19 protein-coding genes are annotated in these 17393 nt (G+C 72.4%); 6 read left to right on the top strand and 13 right to left on the bottom strand.

All coding sequences use genetic code 11. The features are described from left to right. Window positions 1–6: 6 nt before the first annotated feature. The 3 genes from OG439_RS22955 to OG439_RS22945 all read right to left on the bottom strand — a co-directional run bounded on the left by OG439_RS22955 (window position 7) and on the right by OG439_RS22945 (window position 2587). The gene (locus OG439_RS22955) at window positions 7–495 is read right to left on the bottom strand and encodes a hypothetical protein (protein WP_326951389.1); all 489 of its coding nucleotides are present in this window, start codon (window positions 493–495) and stop codon (window positions 7–9) included. Further along, window positions 492–1832, bottom strand: a complete 1341-nt coding sequence (locus OG439_RS22950) for an ATP-binding protein (protein WP_410620000.1) — start codon at window positions 1830–1832, stop codon at window positions 492–494. The genes OG439_RS22955 and OG439_RS22950 overlap by 4 nt, the downstream gene beginning before the upstream one ends. 65 nt (window positions 1833–1897) lie before the next feature. After that, entirely contained in the window at window positions 1898–2587 is a 690-nt protein-coding gene (locus tag OG439_RS22945) for a response regulator transcription factor (RefSeq protein ID WP_326951387.1), read from the bottom strand. A 110-nt stretch (window positions 2588–2697) separates the two neighbouring features. Between OG439_RS22945 and OG439_RS22940 the strand changes: the two genes are divergently transcribed. Next, on the top strand, window positions 2698–3600 hold the full coding sequence (locus OG439_RS22940) for a phosphatase PAP2 family protein (RefSeq protein WP_442792319.1): 903 nt from the start codon (window positions 2698–2700) through the stop codon (window positions 3598–3600). A 659-nt stretch (window positions 3601–4259) separates the two neighbouring features. Continuing rightward, window positions 4260–5459: a pyridoxal phosphate-dependent decarboxylase family protein gene (locus OG439_RS22935; RefSeq protein ID WP_326951386.1), complete on the top strand. Its 1200-nt coding sequence runs from the start codon at window positions 4260–4262 to the stop codon at window positions 5457–5459. On the opposite strand, the gene OG439_RS22930 is transcribed toward OG439_RS22935, so the two are convergent. Beyond that, window positions 5456–7123: a thiamine pyrophosphate-dependent enzyme gene (locus tag OG439_RS22930; RefSeq protein WP_326951385.1), complete on the bottom strand. Its 1668-nt coding sequence runs from the start codon at window positions 7121–7123 to the stop codon at window positions 5456–5458. The two genes, OG439_RS22935 and OG439_RS22930, sit on opposite strands and share 4 nt — an antisense overlap. A gap of 2 nt (window positions 7124–7125) precedes the next feature. Between OG439_RS22930 and OG439_RS22925 the strand changes: the two genes are divergently transcribed. Next, window positions 7126–7803 carry a GntR family transcriptional regulator gene (locus tag OG439_RS22925; protein WP_326951384.1) on the top strand — a complete coding sequence of 226 codons (678 nt, stop codon included), beginning with the start codon at window positions 7126–7128 and terminating at the stop codon, window positions 7801–7803. A gap of 44 nt (window positions 7804–7847) precedes the next feature. Here OG439_RS22925 and OG439_RS22920 read toward each other — a convergent pair whose 3' ends face one another. The 3 genes from OG439_RS22920 to OG439_RS22910 form a co-directional block, all read right to left on the bottom strand. Further along, window positions 7848–8825, bottom strand: a complete 978-nt coding sequence (locus tag OG439_RS22920; RefSeq protein ID WP_326951383.1) for a pirin family protein — start codon at window positions 8823–8825, stop codon at window positions 7848–7850. Between the two features lie 46 nt (window positions 8826–8871). Beyond that, complete coding sequence (locus OG439_RS22915) at window positions 8872–9159, bottom strand: hypothetical protein (protein WP_247054422.1); 288 nt, start codon at window positions 9157–9159, stop codon at window positions 8872–8874. A 194-nt stretch (window positions 9160–9353) separates the two neighbouring features. After that, window positions 9354–9794, bottom strand: coding sequence for a single-stranded DNA-binding protein (locus OG439_RS22910; RefSeq protein WP_326951382.1), 441 nt, complete (start codon window positions 9792–9794; stop codon window positions 9354–9356). 125 nt (window positions 9795–9919) lie between these two features. Between OG439_RS22910 and OG439_RS22905 the strand changes: the two genes are divergently transcribed. Further along, entirely contained in the window at window positions 9920–10528 is a 609-nt protein-coding gene (locus OG439_RS22905) for a PhoU domain-containing protein (protein WP_326951381.1), read from the top strand. A 3-nt stretch (window positions 10529–10531) separates the two neighbouring features. On the opposite strand, the gene OG439_RS22900 is transcribed toward OG439_RS22905, so the two are convergent. Further along, the gene (locus tag OG439_RS22900) at window positions 10532–10921 is read right to left on the bottom strand and encodes a zinc-ribbon domain-containing protein (protein WP_247054416.1); all 390 of its coding nucleotides are present in this window, start codon (window positions 10919–10921) and stop codon (window positions 10532–10534) included. A gap of 201 nt (window positions 10922–11122) precedes the next feature. On the opposite strand from OG439_RS22900, the gene OG439_RS22895 reads away from it, so the two are divergent. Beyond that, on the top strand, window positions 11123–11548 hold the full coding sequence (locus tag OG439_RS22895) for a nitroreductase/quinone reductase family protein (protein ID WP_326951380.1): 426 nt from the start codon (window positions 11123–11125) through the stop codon (window positions 11546–11548). A gap of 1 nt (window position 11549) precedes the next feature. Here the strand turns inward: OG439_RS22895 and OG439_RS22890 are convergent, their stop codons facing one another. The 5 genes from OG439_RS22890 to OG439_RS22870 all read right to left on the bottom strand — a co-directional run bounded on the left by OG439_RS22890 (window position 11550) and on the right by OG439_RS22870 (window position 16140). Beyond that, a complete protein-coding gene (locus tag OG439_RS22890) occupies window positions 11550–13673 on the bottom strand; it encodes a transglycosylase domain-containing protein (protein WP_326951379.1) in 2124 nt (707 codons plus the stop codon). Between the two features lie 36 nt (window positions 13674–13709). Beyond that, the gene (locus OG439_RS22885) at window positions 13710–14531 is read right to left on the bottom strand and encodes an ABC transporter permease (protein ID WP_326951378.1); all 822 of its coding nucleotides are present in this window, start codon (window positions 14529–14531) and stop codon (window positions 13710–13712) included. Beyond that, window positions 14491–15294 carry an ABC transporter ATP-binding protein gene (locus OG439_RS22880; RefSeq protein ID WP_326951377.1) on the bottom strand — a complete coding sequence of 268 codons (804 nt, stop codon included), beginning with the start codon at window positions 15292–15294 and terminating at the stop codon, window positions 14491–14493. The genes OG439_RS22885 and OG439_RS22880 overlap by 41 nt, the downstream gene beginning before the upstream one ends. Then, the gene (locus OG439_RS22875) at window positions 15291–15731 is read right to left on the bottom strand and encodes a MarR family winged helix-turn-helix transcriptional regulator (protein WP_326951376.1); all 441 of its coding nucleotides are present in this window, start codon (window positions 15729–15731) and stop codon (window positions 15291–15293) included. Before OG439_RS22875 ends, OG439_RS22880 begins: the two co-directional genes overlap by 4 nt. A 79-nt stretch (window positions 15732–15810) precedes the next feature. Next, complete coding sequence (locus OG439_RS22870; protein ID WP_326951375.1) at window positions 15811–16140, bottom strand: ArsR/SmtB family transcription factor; 330 nt, start codon at window positions 16138–16140, stop codon at window positions 15811–15813. Between the two features lie 88 nt (window positions 16141–16228). Between OG439_RS22870 and OG439_RS22865 the strand changes: the two genes are divergently transcribed. Further along, entirely contained in the window at window positions 16229–17236 is a 1008-nt protein-coding gene (locus OG439_RS22865) for a zinc-dependent alcohol dehydrogenase family protein (protein ID WP_326951374.1), read from the top strand. Window positions 17237–17393: the final 157 nt, after the last annotated feature.

The following is a 17393-nucleotide window of genomic DNA, read 5'->3' as shown; positions in this document are numbered from 1 at the left end:
GGTCGTTCAGAACGCCTGGCAGGTCTGCGACGGGAGCTGGAAGTCGGAGCCGGCGAGGGTGATGGCGCCGTCGGCCACGTAGCCGCCGTCGGCGACCAGGGCGGCGACCGCGGTGCAGACCAGCTGGTTGACCGCGATCTGCGTGAGCCGCTTCAGCGGGAACGAGAAGGTGATCGTCGTGGGTGTGCCGGAGCTCAGCGTGATCGGGCCGGTTTCGGCCGGGAGCATCGTCGCGTAGCCGTCGGCCGTCTCGGCGTAGGACGGGCCGCCCAGCAACGTCGCCAACGCTTCGGAGACGCCGACCGCGTCACCGGTCGACCGGGTCACCGGTGTCACCCGCCCGTCGAGGACGAAGTACAGCGTCAGGTCGGTGCCGAGCCCGTTCGTCGCCGGGTTCCGCAGGGTCGGCGCGGGGCCGGCGGGGACGACCGGCGTCGGCTTGACGCCGCACGCGCCCACCAGGAGCAGCGCGGCCAGGACGAGGAGCTTCTTCACCACGCCTCCCGGGGCAGGCGCAGCTCGAACCGGGCACCGGTGCCGGTGTTGACCGCGACGATGTCGCCGCCGTGCAGGCGGGCGTTCTCGCGCGCGATGGACAGCCCCAGCCCGCTGCCCTCGGACCGGGCCCGGGCCGTGTCGGCCTTGGTGAAGCGGTCGAACACCCGGGGGAGCACCGCCTCCGGGATGCCCGGCCCGTGGTCGGTGACGGTGAGCACGATGTCGCCGCCCGCTGCCCGCACGGACACCTCGACCGGCGGCGCGCCGTGCCGCAGCGCGTTGCCGACCAGGTTCGCCACGACGATGTCGAGCCGCCGCCGGTCGAGCCGCGCCGTGATGCCGGGCGGCAGGTCGGCGACCACGTCGGCACCGGGCTCCCAGCCCCGCGCGGCGAGGCTGTCGGTGACCGCGGCGGCGACGTCCAGGTCTTCCCGCCGCAGCTCCGCGCGGCCGGCGTCGAACCGGGAGATCTCGATCAGGTCCTGCACCAGCCGGGTCAGCCGCCGGGTCTCGGCCGACACCAGCCGCGCCGCGACCGCGGTGTCCGGTGGCAGCTGGTCGGCGTCCTCGTCGAGGACGTCGGTGACCGCGTTCATCGCGGCCAGCGGGGTGCGCAGCTCGTGCGAGACGTCGGCGACGAACCGGCGCGCCTCGGACTCCATCGTGCGCAGCGTGCCGACCGTGCGCTCCAGTTCCGCCGCGGTGTTGTTGAACGTCGTGACCAGCTGCGCCAGCTCGTCGGAGCCCTTCACCCGCAGCCGCACGTCCAGCTTGCCCCGGCCGAGCTGGCTCGCCGCGGTGTTCAGCGCCCGCACGGGCCGCAGCACCTGGCGCGCGGCCAGCAGCGCCAGCACCACCGCGAACGGGAGCGCCAGCGCCGAGGTCTGCCAGGCTGTGCGGGACAGCTCGTCGATCGCGGCCTGCTGCTGGACCAGCGACACCATCGTGTAGACCTCGATGCCGCTGGTCCGGCCGCTCGTCCCGGTCTGCACCGGTACGCCGACGAAGAACTGGGGGAAGCCCTCGGTGTCGACCCGCTGGAACTGGATGTTCGTGCTGACGGACACGGCATGGCGCAGGTCGGCGGGCACGCTGTCCACGCTGATGCCCGAACCCGAGCGCAGGCCGTGGTAGACGACGACGGCGTTGCTGGACTTGAGCGCCGTGCCGAACGCGTCGAGGCTCGCCTGGGTCGGCGGCAGGGACACGGTCGGCAGGTACGCGACGATCTGGTCGCGCAGCTTCAGCATCGTCTGGTCCTGGAAGCCGCCGAGGATGGCGTTGCGGGCGGAGACGTAGCTGGCGCCCGCCGCGGCGGTGGCGCCGATGATCATGATCACCGCGAACGCCGCGACCAGCCGGGGTCTCAGCCCGGCGAGCCACGACCGGATCCGCGAGGTCACGACCGGCCGAACCGGTAGCCGAAGCCGCGGACGGTCTGCACGTACTCCGGCCTCGCGGGCACGTCCTCGATCTTCGCGCGCAGCCGCTGCACGCAGGCGTCGACCAGCCGGGAGTCGCCGAGGTAGTCGTGGTCCCACACCGACGAGAGGATCTGCTGGCGGCTGTACACCTGCCCGGGGGTGCGCGAGAGCTCCAGCAGCAGTTTGAGCTCGGTCGGCGTCAGCGAGACCGGGGTGCCCCGCTTCGTCACCTCGAGCCCGGCCCGGTCGATCACCAGGTCGCCGTGCCGTTCCTCGGGGGCGGGCTGTTCGGTGGGCCGTTCGCTGACCGCGCGGCGCAGCACGGCGCGGATCCGCGCGTCCAGCACCCGCGGTTCGACCGGCTTGGCCACGTAGTCGTCCGCGCCCGCTTCCAGCCCGGCGACGATGTCGAAGTCGTCGCTGCGCGCGGTCAGCATGACGATCGGGATCGGCCCCGACGCCCGCATCCGGCGGCAGGTCTCGAAGCCGTCCATGCCGGGCAGCATCAGGTCGAGCACGACGATGTCGGGTCTGCGGAGCACGAGCAATTCGATGCCGGCCTCGCCCGACTCCGCGGTGTGCACCACGTGTCCCTGCCGGCGCAGGGCCAGTTCCAGTCCCTCCCGCACCGCCGCGTCGTCCTCTACCACCAGTACCTCGGCCACGGCGCCATTATTCGGAAAACCGCACGTCGTGGCGACTCAGGGCGATCTTGTAGCAAAACCATGACATCGTGCTGACGGGATCTCGAAATGCCGGCTCCAGACTCGGGGACATGGCAGTGATTCTTTTCGAGGCACCCCCCACCGCCCGCCCCGCGCGGCACGCCCTGGTGACCCGGGCCACGTCCCGTACCGCGGTGCTCCTCGCGGGCACGGCCGGGTTCGCCCTCGCCTTCGTCGCGGCCTACCTGCTCTTCGTCCGCACCGAGGCCGGGCGCAGCGTCGAGAACGGCGTCGTCCGCAGCGCCCAGTCCGCGGGCTCCACCGTGAGCTGGGCCCAGCCGCTGGCGGACCTGGACCTGGTGGTCGTGCTCGGCGGCGTCGCGGTGCTCCTCGTGGTGATCTCCCTGCTGCGGCGCCGGTTCGCACTCGGCGTGACGGCCCTGGTCCTGCTCGCGGCCCCGCTGGTGGTGGCGCAGCTGCTCAAGCTGTACGTCCTGGACCGCCCCAGCACCGGCGACCGGCTGGGCGTGGCCGCCCACAACAGCTTCCCCAGCGGGCACGTCAGCGCGGCGATGGCCGTGCTGCTGGCGCTCGCGATCGTCCTGCCCCGCCGCTTCCGCCTGCAGGTCCTGGTGGCCGGCGGGATCGGCGTCGCCTGGGTCGCGGCCGCGGCCGTGGCGCTGGGCTGGCACCGGTTGAGCGACACCGTCGGCGGCTGCCTCCTGGTCGCCGCGGTCACCTGCGCCGGGGCGGCGGTGGTGTCCGCCCGCCGCCCCGACGGTGACCGCGTGCCGCTGGTCCCGGTGCTCTGCGGCCTGCTGGCGCCGCCGGCGCTGGTGCTCGCCGGCTTCGCGGTGCTGGCCACGGCGACGTCCGGCGCGGCCCAGTTCGTCGCCGCGATGGTGCTGGCCGCGCTGTCCGCGATGGCGGTCGTGCTGCTGCTCACGGGCCCGCTGCGCCGCGTCGCGTTCGACCCGGCCGAGAGCCGGATCCGGCGGCTCCGGCGCCGTTGACCCGACGCCGCTGACCCAAGGCCGCTGATCCGCCGGCCAGCGCCCAGCGGCCGCCGCCGGAGCCGCCCAGCCGCCGCCGGAGCCGCCCAGCCGACGGCGGCCGGAGCCGGTGCCGCTGATTCGGCGGCCGGTTCCAGCGGCCGGAGCCGGTGCCCGGGTTCTCCGGCGAGCGGGCGTCCTGCGTGCGTGCGGGCGGGCTGTCCGGCGGGCGTGCTGTCCGGTCGGGCGAGGGAGGACCGGATGTCCAAGGATCCCGGCCGGTTTCGCCCGGCTGCGGCCGAGGTTGCTGCCGCGATTGCGGGCGTCACGCGTGATTCGCGGGGCATCGCGCGTGATCGGGGAGTCATCGCGTGTGATTGGAGGGTCGACTCGCGTGATTCGGGGGTCGACTCGCGTGATTGGGGGGTCGACACGGTGCGTTGGGTGGCGGGCCAGTTTTGGGGGATTGGCCCGCGACAGGCGTTCTTGCGGGGCTTAGCGTCGGGGACATGCACCCGAGGCTGGCCCATGACCTTAACGCTCTGCCTGATCTTCTTGATGCCACGCGGAAACTGGCCGGGGAGGCGCTTGCCGGGCTGGATGGGCGGGCCGCCGCTGTGCCGCCTGGGGTGGCGACGCCGGCTCCGTTGCCGGTCGAGGGGGTCGGAGGACTTAGGGCGTTGGACGAGTTCGCGCAGCGGTGGGAACCCGGGTTCGCCGCCAGTGCCGGGCCTCGTTACCTCGGGTTCGTGACCGGTGGGGCGACGCCCGCGTCGCTGGCCGGGGACTGGCTCACCGCCGCCTACGACCAGAACCCCGCCAGCGGCATGGACTCCTCGGCGCAGGACCTGGAGCGCGAGACCGTCGGCTGGCTCGCCGAGCTGTTCGGGCTCGGCGCGGAGTTCTCCGGCGCCTTCGTCACCGGGGCCACGATGTCCACCGTGACCGGGCTCGCCATCGCGCGGGAATGGCTCGGTGAGCGGGCCGGCGTGTCCGTCACCGACGGCGGCGCCGCCGCGCTCGGTCCGGTCACCGCGCTGTCCGGCTCGCCGCACTCGAGCATCCCGAAAGCGTTGTCGTTCCTCGGGATGGGCCGGTCCGCGCTGCGGAAGGTGCCGGTGCTGCCGGGGCGTGAAGCCGTCGACGTCGCGAAGCTCGAAGCGCTCGACGGCCCGGCCGTCGTCGTCGCCAACGCAGGCACGGTGAACACCGTCGACTTCGACGACCTGCGCGCCATCGCGGCGCTCAAGCGGCGCCACGACTTCTGGCTGCACGTCGACGCCGCGTTCGGCGGGTTCGCCGCCCTGGCCCCGGAGCACGCCGCGCTGACCGCGGGCCTCGACCAGGCCGACTCCGCTGTCGTCGACCTGCACAAGTGGCTCAACGTGCCCTACGACTCGGCCGTCCAGTTCACCCGCCGCCGCGACCTGCAGCTGCGGGTGTTCAGCAACAACGCCGCCTACCTCGGCGAGATCGGCGAGACCCCGGACTTCCTGCACCTGACGCCGGAGAACTCCCGGCGGCTGCGCGCGCTGCCCGCCTGGTTCTCGCTCGTGGCCTACGGCCGGGACGGGCACCGCGAGATCGTCGAGCGCTGTGTCGCGCTGGCCCGGGACCTCGGGCAGCGCCTCGACGGCTCGCCGCACTGGCGGCTGCTCGCGCCGGTGCGGCTCAACGTCGTCTGCTTCACCGCGGCCGGGGACGTGACCCAGGCGCGGATCGACGCCCTCGTCGCCGGGATCGCCGCGGAGGGCACCACGTTCCTGACCCCGACGGTCCACGACGGCCGCCCGGCGCTGCGGGCCGCGTTCAGCAACTGGCGGACGACCGCGGCCGACGTCGAGCGGGTCTTCGCCGCGTTGGAGCGGGTGGCCGCTTAGCTGCGGTCCGACTTCGGCATCAGGTACTTCCACGGCGACGCGCCGGTGCCCAGCTCGCACGGCACGTGCACCAGCGCCGGGCGGCCCGAGGCGAACGCCTTGTCCAGGGCGCCGCGCAGGTCGTCCGGGGTGCGGGCGGTGAGGCCGAGCGCGCCGAACGTCTCGGCCAGCCGGGCGAAGTCCGGGTTGCGCAGCCGCCCGCCCAGCGCCCGGCCCTCGAACAGCCGTTCCTGGTCGAGGTGGACGTTGCCGTAGTAGCCGTTGTCGAACACCACGGCCACCACGTTCAGTCCGTATTGGACGGCGGTGGCCAGCTCCTGCGCGGCGAACATGAAGCCGCCGTCACCGGCCACCGACACCACCGGCCGGCCGGGGAAGGCGGCCTGCACGCCCAGCGCCGTCGGGTAGCCGAAGCCGAGCGTGCCCTGGTGGCCGCAGGTGACGAAGGTGCGCGGGGTGTAGACCTCGAACCCGAAGTAGGACGCGAACCCGACCTGGCAGATCTCCTCGACGAAGAAGCCGTCGCGGGGCAGCACGTCCCGGATCGCGCGCAGGTACTCCAGTTCCGGGCCGACGTCGGAGAAACGCTCGGCAACGTTCGCCTTCAGCTCGGTGAACTCCGCGGTCCGGTCCGTCCGTTGTGGACCGACGGCGGCATCCAGCGCCGCCGCGGCGTCACCCGCGTCGGCGACGATCGCGACGTCCGCCTCCAGCCGGGTCGCCTGCCGCGGGTCGATGTCGAGCAGGATCGTCTTCAGACTCGCGGGTTTCTCCGGCCAGCGGAACCAGGACAGCTCCATCCGCGAGCCGATGCCGATCACGACGTCGGTCTCGGGCCACCGCTCGAACCCGGACACGCAGGTGAAGCCGAGCGGGTGGTCGTCGCCGACGATCCCGCGGCCGCCGCGGAACGGCACCACCGGCGCCTGCAGCCGCTCGGCCAGCGCCCGGACCGCGGCGGCCGCGTGCCGGGCGCCGCCGCCCACCATGATCATCGGATTCTTGGCACCGGCCAGCAGTTCCGCTGCCGCGTCGATGGCCTCCGGATCGACGATCGGGCGGGGAAGCGGCAGTGGTCCGGTTACCTCGGCGGGGGCGCGCAGGCCCAGGACGTCCCACGGGACGGCGAGCGAGACCGGCCGCGGTCGCCCGCCCGCGGCCTCCCGGAACGCCGTCGCCAGTGCGTCCGGGACTTCGGCCGGGTGCTCGACCAGTGCCGACCACTTGGTGATCGTCCGCAGGGTGGCGAGCTGGTCGGGCATCTCGTGCAGGTGCCCGAGTCCGCGGCCGAGGTAGGCGCGCGGGATCTCGCTCGTCAGGCACAGCACCGGCGCGCTGGCCCCGTGCGCCGAGAGCATGGCGGCCGAGGCGTTGAGGACGCCGGGCCCCGGCACCACCGTGTAGACGCCGGTCCGGCCCGTCGCCTGCGCGTACCCGAACGCCATGTAGGCCACGGTCTGCTCGTGCCGCGCGCCGATCACCCGGATGCCGCCGGTGCGGGCCAGGCTGTCGAACAGATCGTAGGTCTGCACGCCGGGCAGCCCGAACACGGTGTCGACGCCGTGGGCGCGCAGCCCGCCGACGATCAGGTCGGCCGCGGTGGGGGAAGGCGGGGACATCGGCATCGGCACGGCCTCCTGGGCGTCGTCCGTCGGCGGAACCATATATGGTTTCCTACATGATCAGCGCCTCCTCGGGAAGACCGGCGGTCACCAAGTCCCAGCTGGCCTACGAGACGATCAAGGCCAGGATCGTCGACGGCCGCTACGGGCCCGGGTACCGGCTGGTGCTCGACCAGATCGGTCGCGAGCTGGCCGTCAGCGCGGTGCCCGTGCGCGAGGCCCTGCGCCGGCTCGAGGCCGAGGAGCTGATCGAGTTCGAGCGGAACGTCGGGGCCCGGGTGATCGCCATCGACCCCACCGCCTACCAGCACGCCATGCAGACGGTGGCGATCGTCGAAGGCGCGGCCACCGGGCTCGCCGCGCCGCTGCTCACGCCGAAGATGCTCGCGCGGGCCCGCGCCCTCAACGACCGGATGCGCCACAGCCTCGCCGAGTTCGACCCGCTCGCGTTCACCGCGCTGAACGCGGAGTTCCACGAGGTGCTCTTCAGCGCCTGCCCGAACCCCAACCTGGTCGACCTGGTGCAGCGCTGCTGGACCCGGCTCGCCGCGGTCCGCGACAGCACGTTCGCCTCCGTGCCGGGGCGGGCGCCGCGGTCGGTGGCGGAGCACGACCGGCTGCTCGACCTGATCGAGGGCGGGAGCGACCCGGCGGAGGTCGAGCAGTACGCGCGGGAGCATCGGCTGGCGACGCTGGCGGCCTACCAGGCCCGGGAGCGCTGAGCCGTTCGCCCGGGGCCTCGGTCAGGCCGGCGGCGGCCGGTGAGTCAGCGAGCCGGGTTGTGGCGTGGCTTGATGCGGACCGCCGGCAGTTCCGGGGCCGGCAGCCGTTGCGGGGTGCCGGTGTAGCCGGTGACGCTGCCGAACTGGTCGGACTCCGCTTGCCACGCCTCGCGGAAGTCCGCGATCTCCTCGTGCGTCCGGCCGACGAAGTTCCACCACATCAGGATCTCTTCGTCGAACGGTGTCCCGCCGAGCACCAGGAAGCGCGCGGGCGTGGACCCGTTGTTGCTCAACGTCAGGCGGCGCAGGCCGGTGCCGACGTAACCCAGCTCCGCCGCGCGGACGGCGGTGCCGGCGACGGTCACCGCGCCGGAGTCCACGAGGACACCGTGCTCGAAGTCCGGGTCGACCCCGAGGGACATGTGGGCGTCCGGGTGCAGCACCAGTTCCGCGCCCAGCAACGGGGTGAACGTCGGGATCGGCGACGTGCGCCCGGCCAGCGACCCGAGGAACACCCGGATCTCCGCGCCCTCGATCCGGTTCACCGACGGCACGTAGTGGTGGAAGCCGCGGGCCGTGTGCCGGTGCCGCTCGGGCAGCGCCACCCAGAGCTGGACGCCGTGCAACGTCTTCGTGGCTGGGGTCGAGACCTCCGAGTGGCAGATGCCGTGGCCGCCGGTCATCAGGTTGAGCTCGCCGGGCCGGACCATCGCGTGCGTGCCGAGGCTGTCGCGGTGCTCGACTTCGCCCGCGAACAGCCAGCTCACCGTCTGCAGGCCGGTGTGCGGGTGCGGCGCGACGTCCATGGCGACGTCTTCCGGGCCGTAGTGATCGGCGAAGCACCACGCGCCGATCAGCGAGCGGGACCGCTGGGGGAGCGTCCGCCGCACGCGCATCGCCCGCGGGCCGCCCAGCGGTACTTCGCGCGGGGTGAGGACTTCCACGGCGGGACGCTGCGGGTCGGCCACCTCGGGCCGGTCGCCGCAGGCGAGCTCGGCGGGGTCGGCCTCGATGTTGCTCATGCCGCCACCGTACTTGCGTTCTGGAGTTGTCAAACACCTCGGCCGCTCAGGCGGCGGGCCGCTGCTCTCCGGTGACGATCGCCTGGCCGGCGGGCGTCAGCACCGCCGGCACGAGCTCGCCCGGCCGCCCGGTGCAGGTCGCGCTGATCAGCCCCAGGTGGGCCAGCGCGTGCGCGGCGAACTGGTCGCCGCACGACAGGCCGTCGATGAAGAGGTCGGGTTCGCTGCTGCACGACACCAGGCCCCTCCCGGCCCCGACGGCCCGCAGCATCGCCAGCATGCGGTGGTTCACCAAGGGGTGCACCGTCGTCCGTGGCTTTCCGTCCCCGTCCATCCCGGCCCCTCCCGCTCGTGGTTCGGCATCGTCCTACTCATGCGTCGAACCAGATGACGGGACTTCGACATCACATCCGGTACCGGCCCGGCCAGAGCGTGTGCCTCATCGTCGCTCCGGCCGGTCCAGCCGGGCTCGACTTCCCGTCGACAGTCGTTCGGAAGGGAGTCGGGAGCGGATGGGTACGGCCGGGCTCAGAAGGGCGGTTCCCCCACCCCGGCGGCCACCGGTTCTGGCATCCAGGCGCCGCCTCCCACGCCGTCGCCGACCCGGACGGCCTTGGTCACCTTCGCCGTGGCGTACCGCAGCGACGGGCCGATCTCGTCGACGTCCAGTTCCAGCACGGTGCGCTTCTCGCCCTCCTTCGTGTCGTACGACCGCTGTCTCAGCCGGCCGTGGACGACCACGCGTGCGCCGCGCCCGAGCGACTCCGCGACGTTCTCCGCGTACTGCCGCCACACGCTGCAGCGCAGGAACATCGCGTCACCGTCGCGCCATTGGCCGGACTCGCGGTCCAGCGTGCGCGGCGTGGACGCGACCGTGAAGTTCGCGACCGCGGCGCCGGCCGGGGTGAACCGCAGCTCGGGGTCCGTCGTCAGGTTGCCGACCACCGTGACCAGCGTTTCGCCTGCCATCGGATCCTCCTTCTCCTCGGGTGCGGGGTGCACCGCTCTCGCCGACGAGCAGAGCACGGGGGACCGACAATTCCGGGCGGAGGCGACGAGTCGCCGTCCCCCGGCCGAGGTGGTTGCATGCCGCCATGCCGACGGCGTTTCAGAAGGAGCTCGTCACACTGGCCCACCGGCTCGCGGACCTGTGCGGGCTGGTCGCGGGCACGCTCGAAGTGGCCACGCGCGCCCTGCTCGAAAGTGACCTCACGCTGGGCGGACGCGTGCGGGAACAGGCCGCGGCGGTGACCGCGCTGGGGGCCGCCTGCGAGGACCAGGCGTGCGCGCTGCTGGCCCTGCACGCCCCGCGCGAGGAGGACGTCAAGGCGGTCGTCGCCGCCGTGCACACGGCCGCGGATCTCACTCGGATGGGTGGTCTCGCGGGCGAGGTCGCGGACCGGGTGCGGCGGGTGCCGGTGGACGCGCGGCCCGCGTTCACGCGGCTGGCCGCGCACGCGGTCGCCGCCGCGCGGGACCTGCAGAAGATCCTCACCGGAGCGGACGCCGGGCTCGCCGAAGCCGTCGAAGGCACCGAAGCGGCCGAGCGGGAGCTGCGCGAGTGGGCCGGGTCGCCGGAGCGGCCGCACGGCGCGGTCGACGTCGTGCTGCTCGCCGCGGCCCACGTCCGGTTCGCCGGGACGGCCGCCCGGATCGCCCGCCGGGCCGGCGGGTTCGCGCGGCTCCCGGCGGTCAGTGCCTAGTGCTCAGCGGCCCTGCTGCGGGAACTCGCCCTGCTGGGGGTTCGGGCCCGGCTGCTGGAAGCCCTGCGGCTGCGACGGGTGCGGCGGCTGGAACCCCTGCTGCGGGAACCCCTGGGACGGGTGCTGCGGGTAGGGCTGCGACGCCTGCTGCTGCGCCTGCTCCTCCTGCGCCTGCAGCCGGACGGCGTCCTCCTTCGGGATCCGGTTCTCGATCCCGCAGAACGTGCACTGCGCCGTGTACTTGACGTGGATCGGGAACAGCGGGATGAAGAAGAGGGTGAACTTCGTGACCGACTTGCGGACGGCGTGCGAGGCGGGGTTGCCGCAGCGGCCGCAGAGGAACGTCGTCATCGCCAGCACGAAGATCCTCGTGCGGTAGCCCCAGATCAGCATCGTCTTCTCTCCTGTCGGTCCTGCGTTCGCCGGGGAGCCTGGCACACCGGCGCGCCGGGCCGTGGAGGTTTCGCCAAACCGGCCGGACGGGTTCCCGGCAAAGCGGACATACGCGTACCCGGAGGGCCGGTTCGCGTACCCCGGGAGTCGGTTCGCGTACCTGGAGGGTCGGCTCGGGGCGCCGGGACTAGATTCACGATCATGCCGAGCGACTTCAGCCTCAAAGCGATGAACGCCGTCCACCGCGGTCTGATCAAGATCACCGGCGGGCGGCTGGGATGGAACGTCTCCATGCCCGTCCTGGAGCTGACCACCGTCGGCCGCAAGAGCGGGCAGCCGCGGTCGGTCATGCTGACCTCGCCGCACCAGGAGGGTGACGCGCTGGTCGTCGTCGCCTCGCGCGGGGGCGACGACACGCACCCCGCGTGGTTCCTGAACCTGCGCGACAACCCGGACGTCGAGGTGTCGGTCAAGGGCGCGCCGCGGCGGCCGATGCTCGCCCGGGTCGCCGACGGCGAGGAGCGGGCCCGGCTGTGGCCGAAGATCACCGCCGAGTTCAAGAACTACGCGGGCTACCAGACGAAGACCGAGCGGGAGATCCCGCTCGTGTTCCTCGAACCGAAGTAGGTCACGACCGGGCCGTCAGGTACGCCGGGTCCGGCCCGGGGATCTGCTGGTCGGGCACCCCGGCCAGCAGCTGGCTCATGGCGTGGAAGTACGGCGGCGCGGCGACCGTGCCGCCGAACGCGCCGTGGCCGCAGTTGCCCAGGTGCACGGGCGTGCCCGGACAGATCTCCCGCGGGTGCGAACCGTCGGCGAACACCATGGACGACACGGCGTAATCGTCGACGCCGCCGACGAACGCGACCGACTCGCTCTGCTGGGTCGTGCCCGTCTTGCCGATGTCCGGGCGCGTCCAGCCCGCCGCGTGCGCGGCCTGGGCCGAGGTGCCGCTCGTGGTGTCCTTGCTCAGGCCCGCTTCGAGCGTGTTCGCGACGCCGGCCGGGATGACCTGTTCGCACGCCTGCTGCGGCACGGACACGGCGTTGCCGTTCCGGTCGGTGACCGACAGGATCGGGTTCGGCGGGCACCAGACGCCGCCGCTCATCAGCGTCGCCGAGACGTTGGCCATCTCCAGCGGGCTGACCGGGCTGTTGCCGAGGGTGAACGAGAGCAGGTTCTGGAAGTACTTCGACTGCGGTTCGTTGTACTGCGGGTTCGACGACTTCGGGTCGGGCACCGCACCCGCGTCGTTCGTCGCGAGGGTGCTGCGCAGCCCCAGCTTCTGCGCCATGTCGAGCACGGCGGGCATCCCGACCTCGTTCTCGAGCCCGACGAACGCGACGTTCGGCGACGTCGCGAGCCCGTCGGCGAGGGTGATCGGGTCGGCGTAGTGGCCGTCGTTGTGGACGGTGTAGCAGGCGGTGTGGCTGTCGGCGTTCGGCGGCGTGAAGCACTGGCTGTCCGGGTTCGGCAGTGGCGTGTCCAGGCCCGCCTTGCCGGTGACCATCGCCGCGGCCGAGGTGAAGATCTTGAACGACGAGCCCGCGCCGAACTCGTTGCTCGCGTCGGCGACGATGTCGGTGGACGTCTCGCCCTTCGCCGGGTCGGTGCCGAAGTTCCGGTTGGCGACCATGGCGAGGACCTGGTGTCCGCCGTCGGTGCCCGGCTGGACGACGGCGAAGGTGTTGGCCACGCCGTCCTGGGTGGTCGGCACGTTCGCGTCGACGGCGTCCTTCGCCACCTGCGAGACGCGGGGGTCCAGCGTGGTCTTGATCGTGTAGCCACCGGTCGCGAGCTGGTCCGGCGTGAAGCCGGCGTGCGCGAGGTAGGTCTCGGCGTAGGTGCAGAAGAACCCCGCGTCCGGCGCCGCGCCCATGCACGTGCCGGACGGCGTGACCGGGCCGCCGGGCAGGAGCCCGAGCGGGGCGTCCTTGGCCGTCGCGGCGTAGGCCGCGGGCAGCGAGCCGTTGGTGACCATGTCGTCGATCACCGTGTTGCGGCGCTGGGTCGCTTTGTCCGGGTGCGAGTACGGGTTGTAGATGCTCGGGTTGTTCACCATTCCGGCGAGCAACGCGGCCTGCGGCACGGTCAGTTTGTCCGCCGTCGTCCCGAAGTACGCTTTTGCCGCCGCGCCGACGCCGTATACGGTTCCGCTGAATTCGACCACGTTGAGGTAACTGGCCAGAATGTCGTCCTTGCTCATCGTGTCGTTGAGCTGGACGGCCATTTTCGCCTCGCGCAGCTTGCGGGCGAGCGAGTCCTCGCGGTCGGCCTGCTGGGCCGCCGGGTCGGTCCGGTCGACGACGTTCACGAGGTAGTTCTTGACGTACTGCTGGGTGATCGTCGACGCGCCCTGCAGCGACCCGCCGGCGCTGTCGTTGACCGCCGCCCGTGCCATGCCCTGCAGGTCGACGCCGCCTTCGGTGTAGAAGCGGCGGTCCTCGACGCCGATGATCGCGGCCTTCATGGTCGTCGCGATCCCGGCCGCGGTGACCGGCAGCCGGTACTGCGAGTACAGCGTCGCGATCGGGGCGCCTTCGCGGTCGGTCACCGTTGTCGTCAACGGCGGATCGGCCGCCGCGAGCTGCGCGGAAATGGCGTCGACGGAATCGCTGACCTCATTCGACAGCAGGCCGGCGCCGATGGCGGCGGGCGCCACCGTGCCGGCCGCCAGAATTCCGGCGAGCACACAAAAACCGACAAAGGGGACCACGCCCCGGCCACGATTCACGGAATCGAGATTAGCCATTTCCGGATAAGGCCTCCGTTCGGTGAGACATGTGCCTCACCGGGCCAACCTGCCGAGCAGGGCCGAAGCGACCGAAATCGCGGCCACCGTCGCTACGACGAGGACTGTGAAGTCGAGCCCGAGGTGGGCCGGGGTGCCGATGAGCAGCCCGCGCAGGGCGTCGACCTGGTAGCTCAGCGGGTTGACGTGGCTGAGCACCTTGAGCCAGCCCGGCATCAGGTCCACCGGGTAGAGCGCGTTCGACCCGAAGAACAGCGGCATCGTGATCGCCTGCCCGATGCCCATCAGCCGTTCGCGGGACAGCACGACCCCGGCGATGACGATGGACAGGCAGCAGAAGAACGCCGAGCCGAGCACCAGCACGACGGCCATCGCGAGCAGCTTCAGCGGGTTCACGGTCAGCCCGACGCCCAGGATCGCGGCGAGGATCAGCACCATCAACGCCTGGACGAGCGCGCGGACCCCGGCCGCGAACGCCTTCCCGGCGACGAGGGCCGCGCGCGGGGTCGGCGTCACCAGGAGCTTGGCGAGCACGCCCGCGTCGCGTTCCCAGATGATCTGGATGCCGTAGAAGATCGAGATGAACAACGCCGACTGCGCGAGGATGCCGGGCGCCAGGTAGTCGAGGTAGGGCGTCGAGCCGGTCGGGATGGCCTTGAGCCGGGTGAACGTCTCGCCGAAGATCAGCAGCCACAGCGCGGGCTGGATCGCGCGGGTGAGCAGTTCGGTCTGGTCGCGGCGCAGCTTCTGCAGCTCCACCAGGCACATCGCGCCGACGCGCGCGGCCAGGATGCGCAGCTGGCGCAGCGGGCCGGGGTCAGCCGAGACGGCGGGCGGTGCGGCGAGTGGCACGGACACTGCGGATCCCTCCTTCTTCACTCGCGAGCCGGTCGCCGGTGACCGCGCGGAAGACGTCGTCCAAAGTGGACTCGGGTCCGAGGTCGGCCTCGAGCTCGGCGGGGGTGCCCAGCGCGCGGATCTTGCCGGTGTGCATCAGCGCGACGCGGTCGCAGTACTGCTCGGCCTCGTCCATGTAGTGCGTGGTGACGAGCACGGTCATCCCGGTCTCGGCCCGGATCTGCGCGATCCGCTCCCACACCGCCGAGCGGGCGACCGGGTCGAGCCCGATCGTCGGCTCGTCGAGGATGAGCAACCGCGGGGAGCTGACCAGGGCCTGGGCCAGTTCGAGGCGGCGGATCATGCCGCCGGAGTAGCCCTTGGCCGTGCGGTCGGCGTCGCCGGTCAGGCCGACGAGGTCGAGCGCGCGCCCGACCTCTTCGGCGCGCCGGGCGCGGGGGACGTCGAAGAGCCGGGCGAACAGGGCGACGTTCTCGCGCCCGGTCAGCGCGCCGTCGGCGGACAGCTGCTGCGGGACGTAGCCGATCAGCCGCCGCACGGCCATCTTCCGGCGGGCGACGTCGAGGCCGCACACCGTGATCCGGCCGGGCCCGGTGGGCAGCAGCGTGGTGATCATCCGCAGCGTGGTGGTCTTGCCGGCGCCGTTCGGGCCGAGCAGGCCGAACACCTCGCCGGGGTGGATCTCCAGGGCGACGCCGTCCACCGCGCGGGTCGCGCCGAAGGAGTGGGTGAGGTCGGTGCACCGCACCGCGGGTTCGGTCACGGCCGCTCCTTAAGGATGCCCATGAGCTTTTCCAGTGCCGGCAAGGCTTGTTCGATCACCGCTTTGTCCTCTTCGGACAGTCCGGTGAGGGCGTCGGCGACCAGGCCGGTCCGGGCGCGGCGCCAGGCGGCCATCCGGTCGGTGGCCGCGGCGGTGAGCTCCAGCCGGGTCGCGCGCCGGTCGAGGGGGTCGGGTTCGCGGTGCAGCAGCCCGGCTTCGACGAGCTGGTTGACCAGGGTGCTGACCGAGTTGGCCGCCAGGTGCAGCTCGCGCGCGGCCGCCGCGACGCCGACGCCGGGGTGGTCGGCGACCACGCGCAGGACCTCGACCTGCGCGCCGGGCAGGGGAAAGCCGGGGACGTCGGCCCGGACCCGGCGGCGCACCACCCGGCGGATGCCCTGGACGGTGCCCAGGAGCCGTTCGGCGAGTTCGGTCATGCGCCCAAAGTAGCTCTGACTCAGAACTATTAGCAATGCTAAATGTCTGGTTGGCGAGAAAGCGGGGGGAAGGTCCGGATCAACGGGGGAGGCGGGCGGCCTCGGCGAGGGCCAGGTCGAGCAGGCCGGGGAACCGCGCGTCGAACTCCTCGCGCCGCAGCGCGTTCAGCCGTTGCGTGCCGCTGTCCCACTGCTTCAGCAGGCCGGCCGCGCGGAGGATCTTGAAGTGCCGCGACGCCGCGGGCTTGCTGACCGGCGGCATGATCGCGCCGCACGACTGGCCGGGTGCGCGGGCGAGCATGGCGATCATAGTCAGCCGGTGCGGGTCGCGCAGGGCCTCGAGCGCGACGCCGAACGAGACGTCCTCGAGCGCCGGGTGCTCGAGCGGGGTCGCGGTGCGGCTGGCCATGGACCGAGTATCCCTCGTGGTTGCGGGTTCGCGGGATCGTGTGCCATGGTCGATGTTAGCTGATTGGTTAACATGAAGGAGTGCTCGCGTGCTCGTCTACCGTCCCGGTCCGGCCGGAAGCCTGGTCCAGCTGGAGGAGCCCGTGCCCGAGCCGCAGCGCGGTGAGGTGCTGGTCCGGGTCCGGGCGACGTCGCTGAACTACCGCGACCTGCTCATCCTGAACGGCGACCACTTCACCACCGGGCCCGGGAACCTGATCCCGGTGTCCGACGCCGCCGGCGAGATCGCCGCGGTCGGCGAGGGTGTCACGCGCTTCGCGGTCGGCGACCGGGTGATCAACACCTTCCACGCGAACTGGATCGGCGGCCGCCTCCCGGCCGCGGAAACCCTGCGGGGGTACGGGAACGCCCAGGATGGCTGGCTCGCGGAGTACCGCGCCGTCTCCGAAAACGCGCTCGTCGCGCTGCCGGAGTCGCTCACCCACGAGCAGGGTGCGACGCTGCCGTGCGCCGCCGTCACGGCCTGGACGGCGCTCCACGGCGGCACGCCGCTGGGGCCGGAAGACGTCGTGCTCACCCTCGGCACCGGCGGTGTCTCGCTGTTCGCCCTGCAGCTGGCGAAGGCGCACGGCGCGCGCGTGATCGCGACGACGTCGAGCGCGGCGAAGGCGGCCAAGCTGACCGAACTCGGGGCGGACACGGTGATCGACTACACCGGGACACCCGAGTGGGGTCAGGCCGTGCTCGACGCGACCGGCGGCCGGGGCGCGGACCGGATCGTCGAGGTGGGCGGGCCCGGCACGTTCGCGCAGTCGCTCGTCGCGGCCGGGACGCACCACGCCGAGATCGCGCTCGTCGGGTTCGTCGGCGCGGGCGGGGCGCCGATCGGCTTCATGGACCTGTTCCGCAGCGGCGCGACCGTCCGGAAGACCTGGGTCGGCAGCCGTGAGGACACCGAGGACCTCGTGCGGCGGCTCGCCGTCCGCCCGATCGGACCGGTCATCGACAGCGTTCACCCGTTCGGGGACGCCGACGCAGCGTTCCGGCACTTCGCGGGCCGGGGGAACTTCGGGAAGGTCGTCATCACGACCCCGTGAAAGGGGTACCGCTGATCGGCTGAACCACTGTGACGTCGACCGTTCGGCGGCACCCCGGCGCCGTTCGCCGCGTGATCGGCCGGTTCCGGACCGGAATCGCCGGGGCGGGGAGCATGCTGTCCTTTCCGACCCCGCGACCCCGCACCTGACGTCCACT

The sequence above is a fragment of the Amycolatopsis sp. NBC_01307 genome (assembly GCF_035975215.1).
Taxonomy (GTDB): Bacteria; Actinomycetota; Actinomycetes; order Mycobacteriales; family Pseudonocardiaceae; genus Amycolatopsis.
The sequence above is the reverse complement of the archived record's forward strand: the minus strand, read 5'-3'. Positions and strand labels throughout refer to the sequence as shown.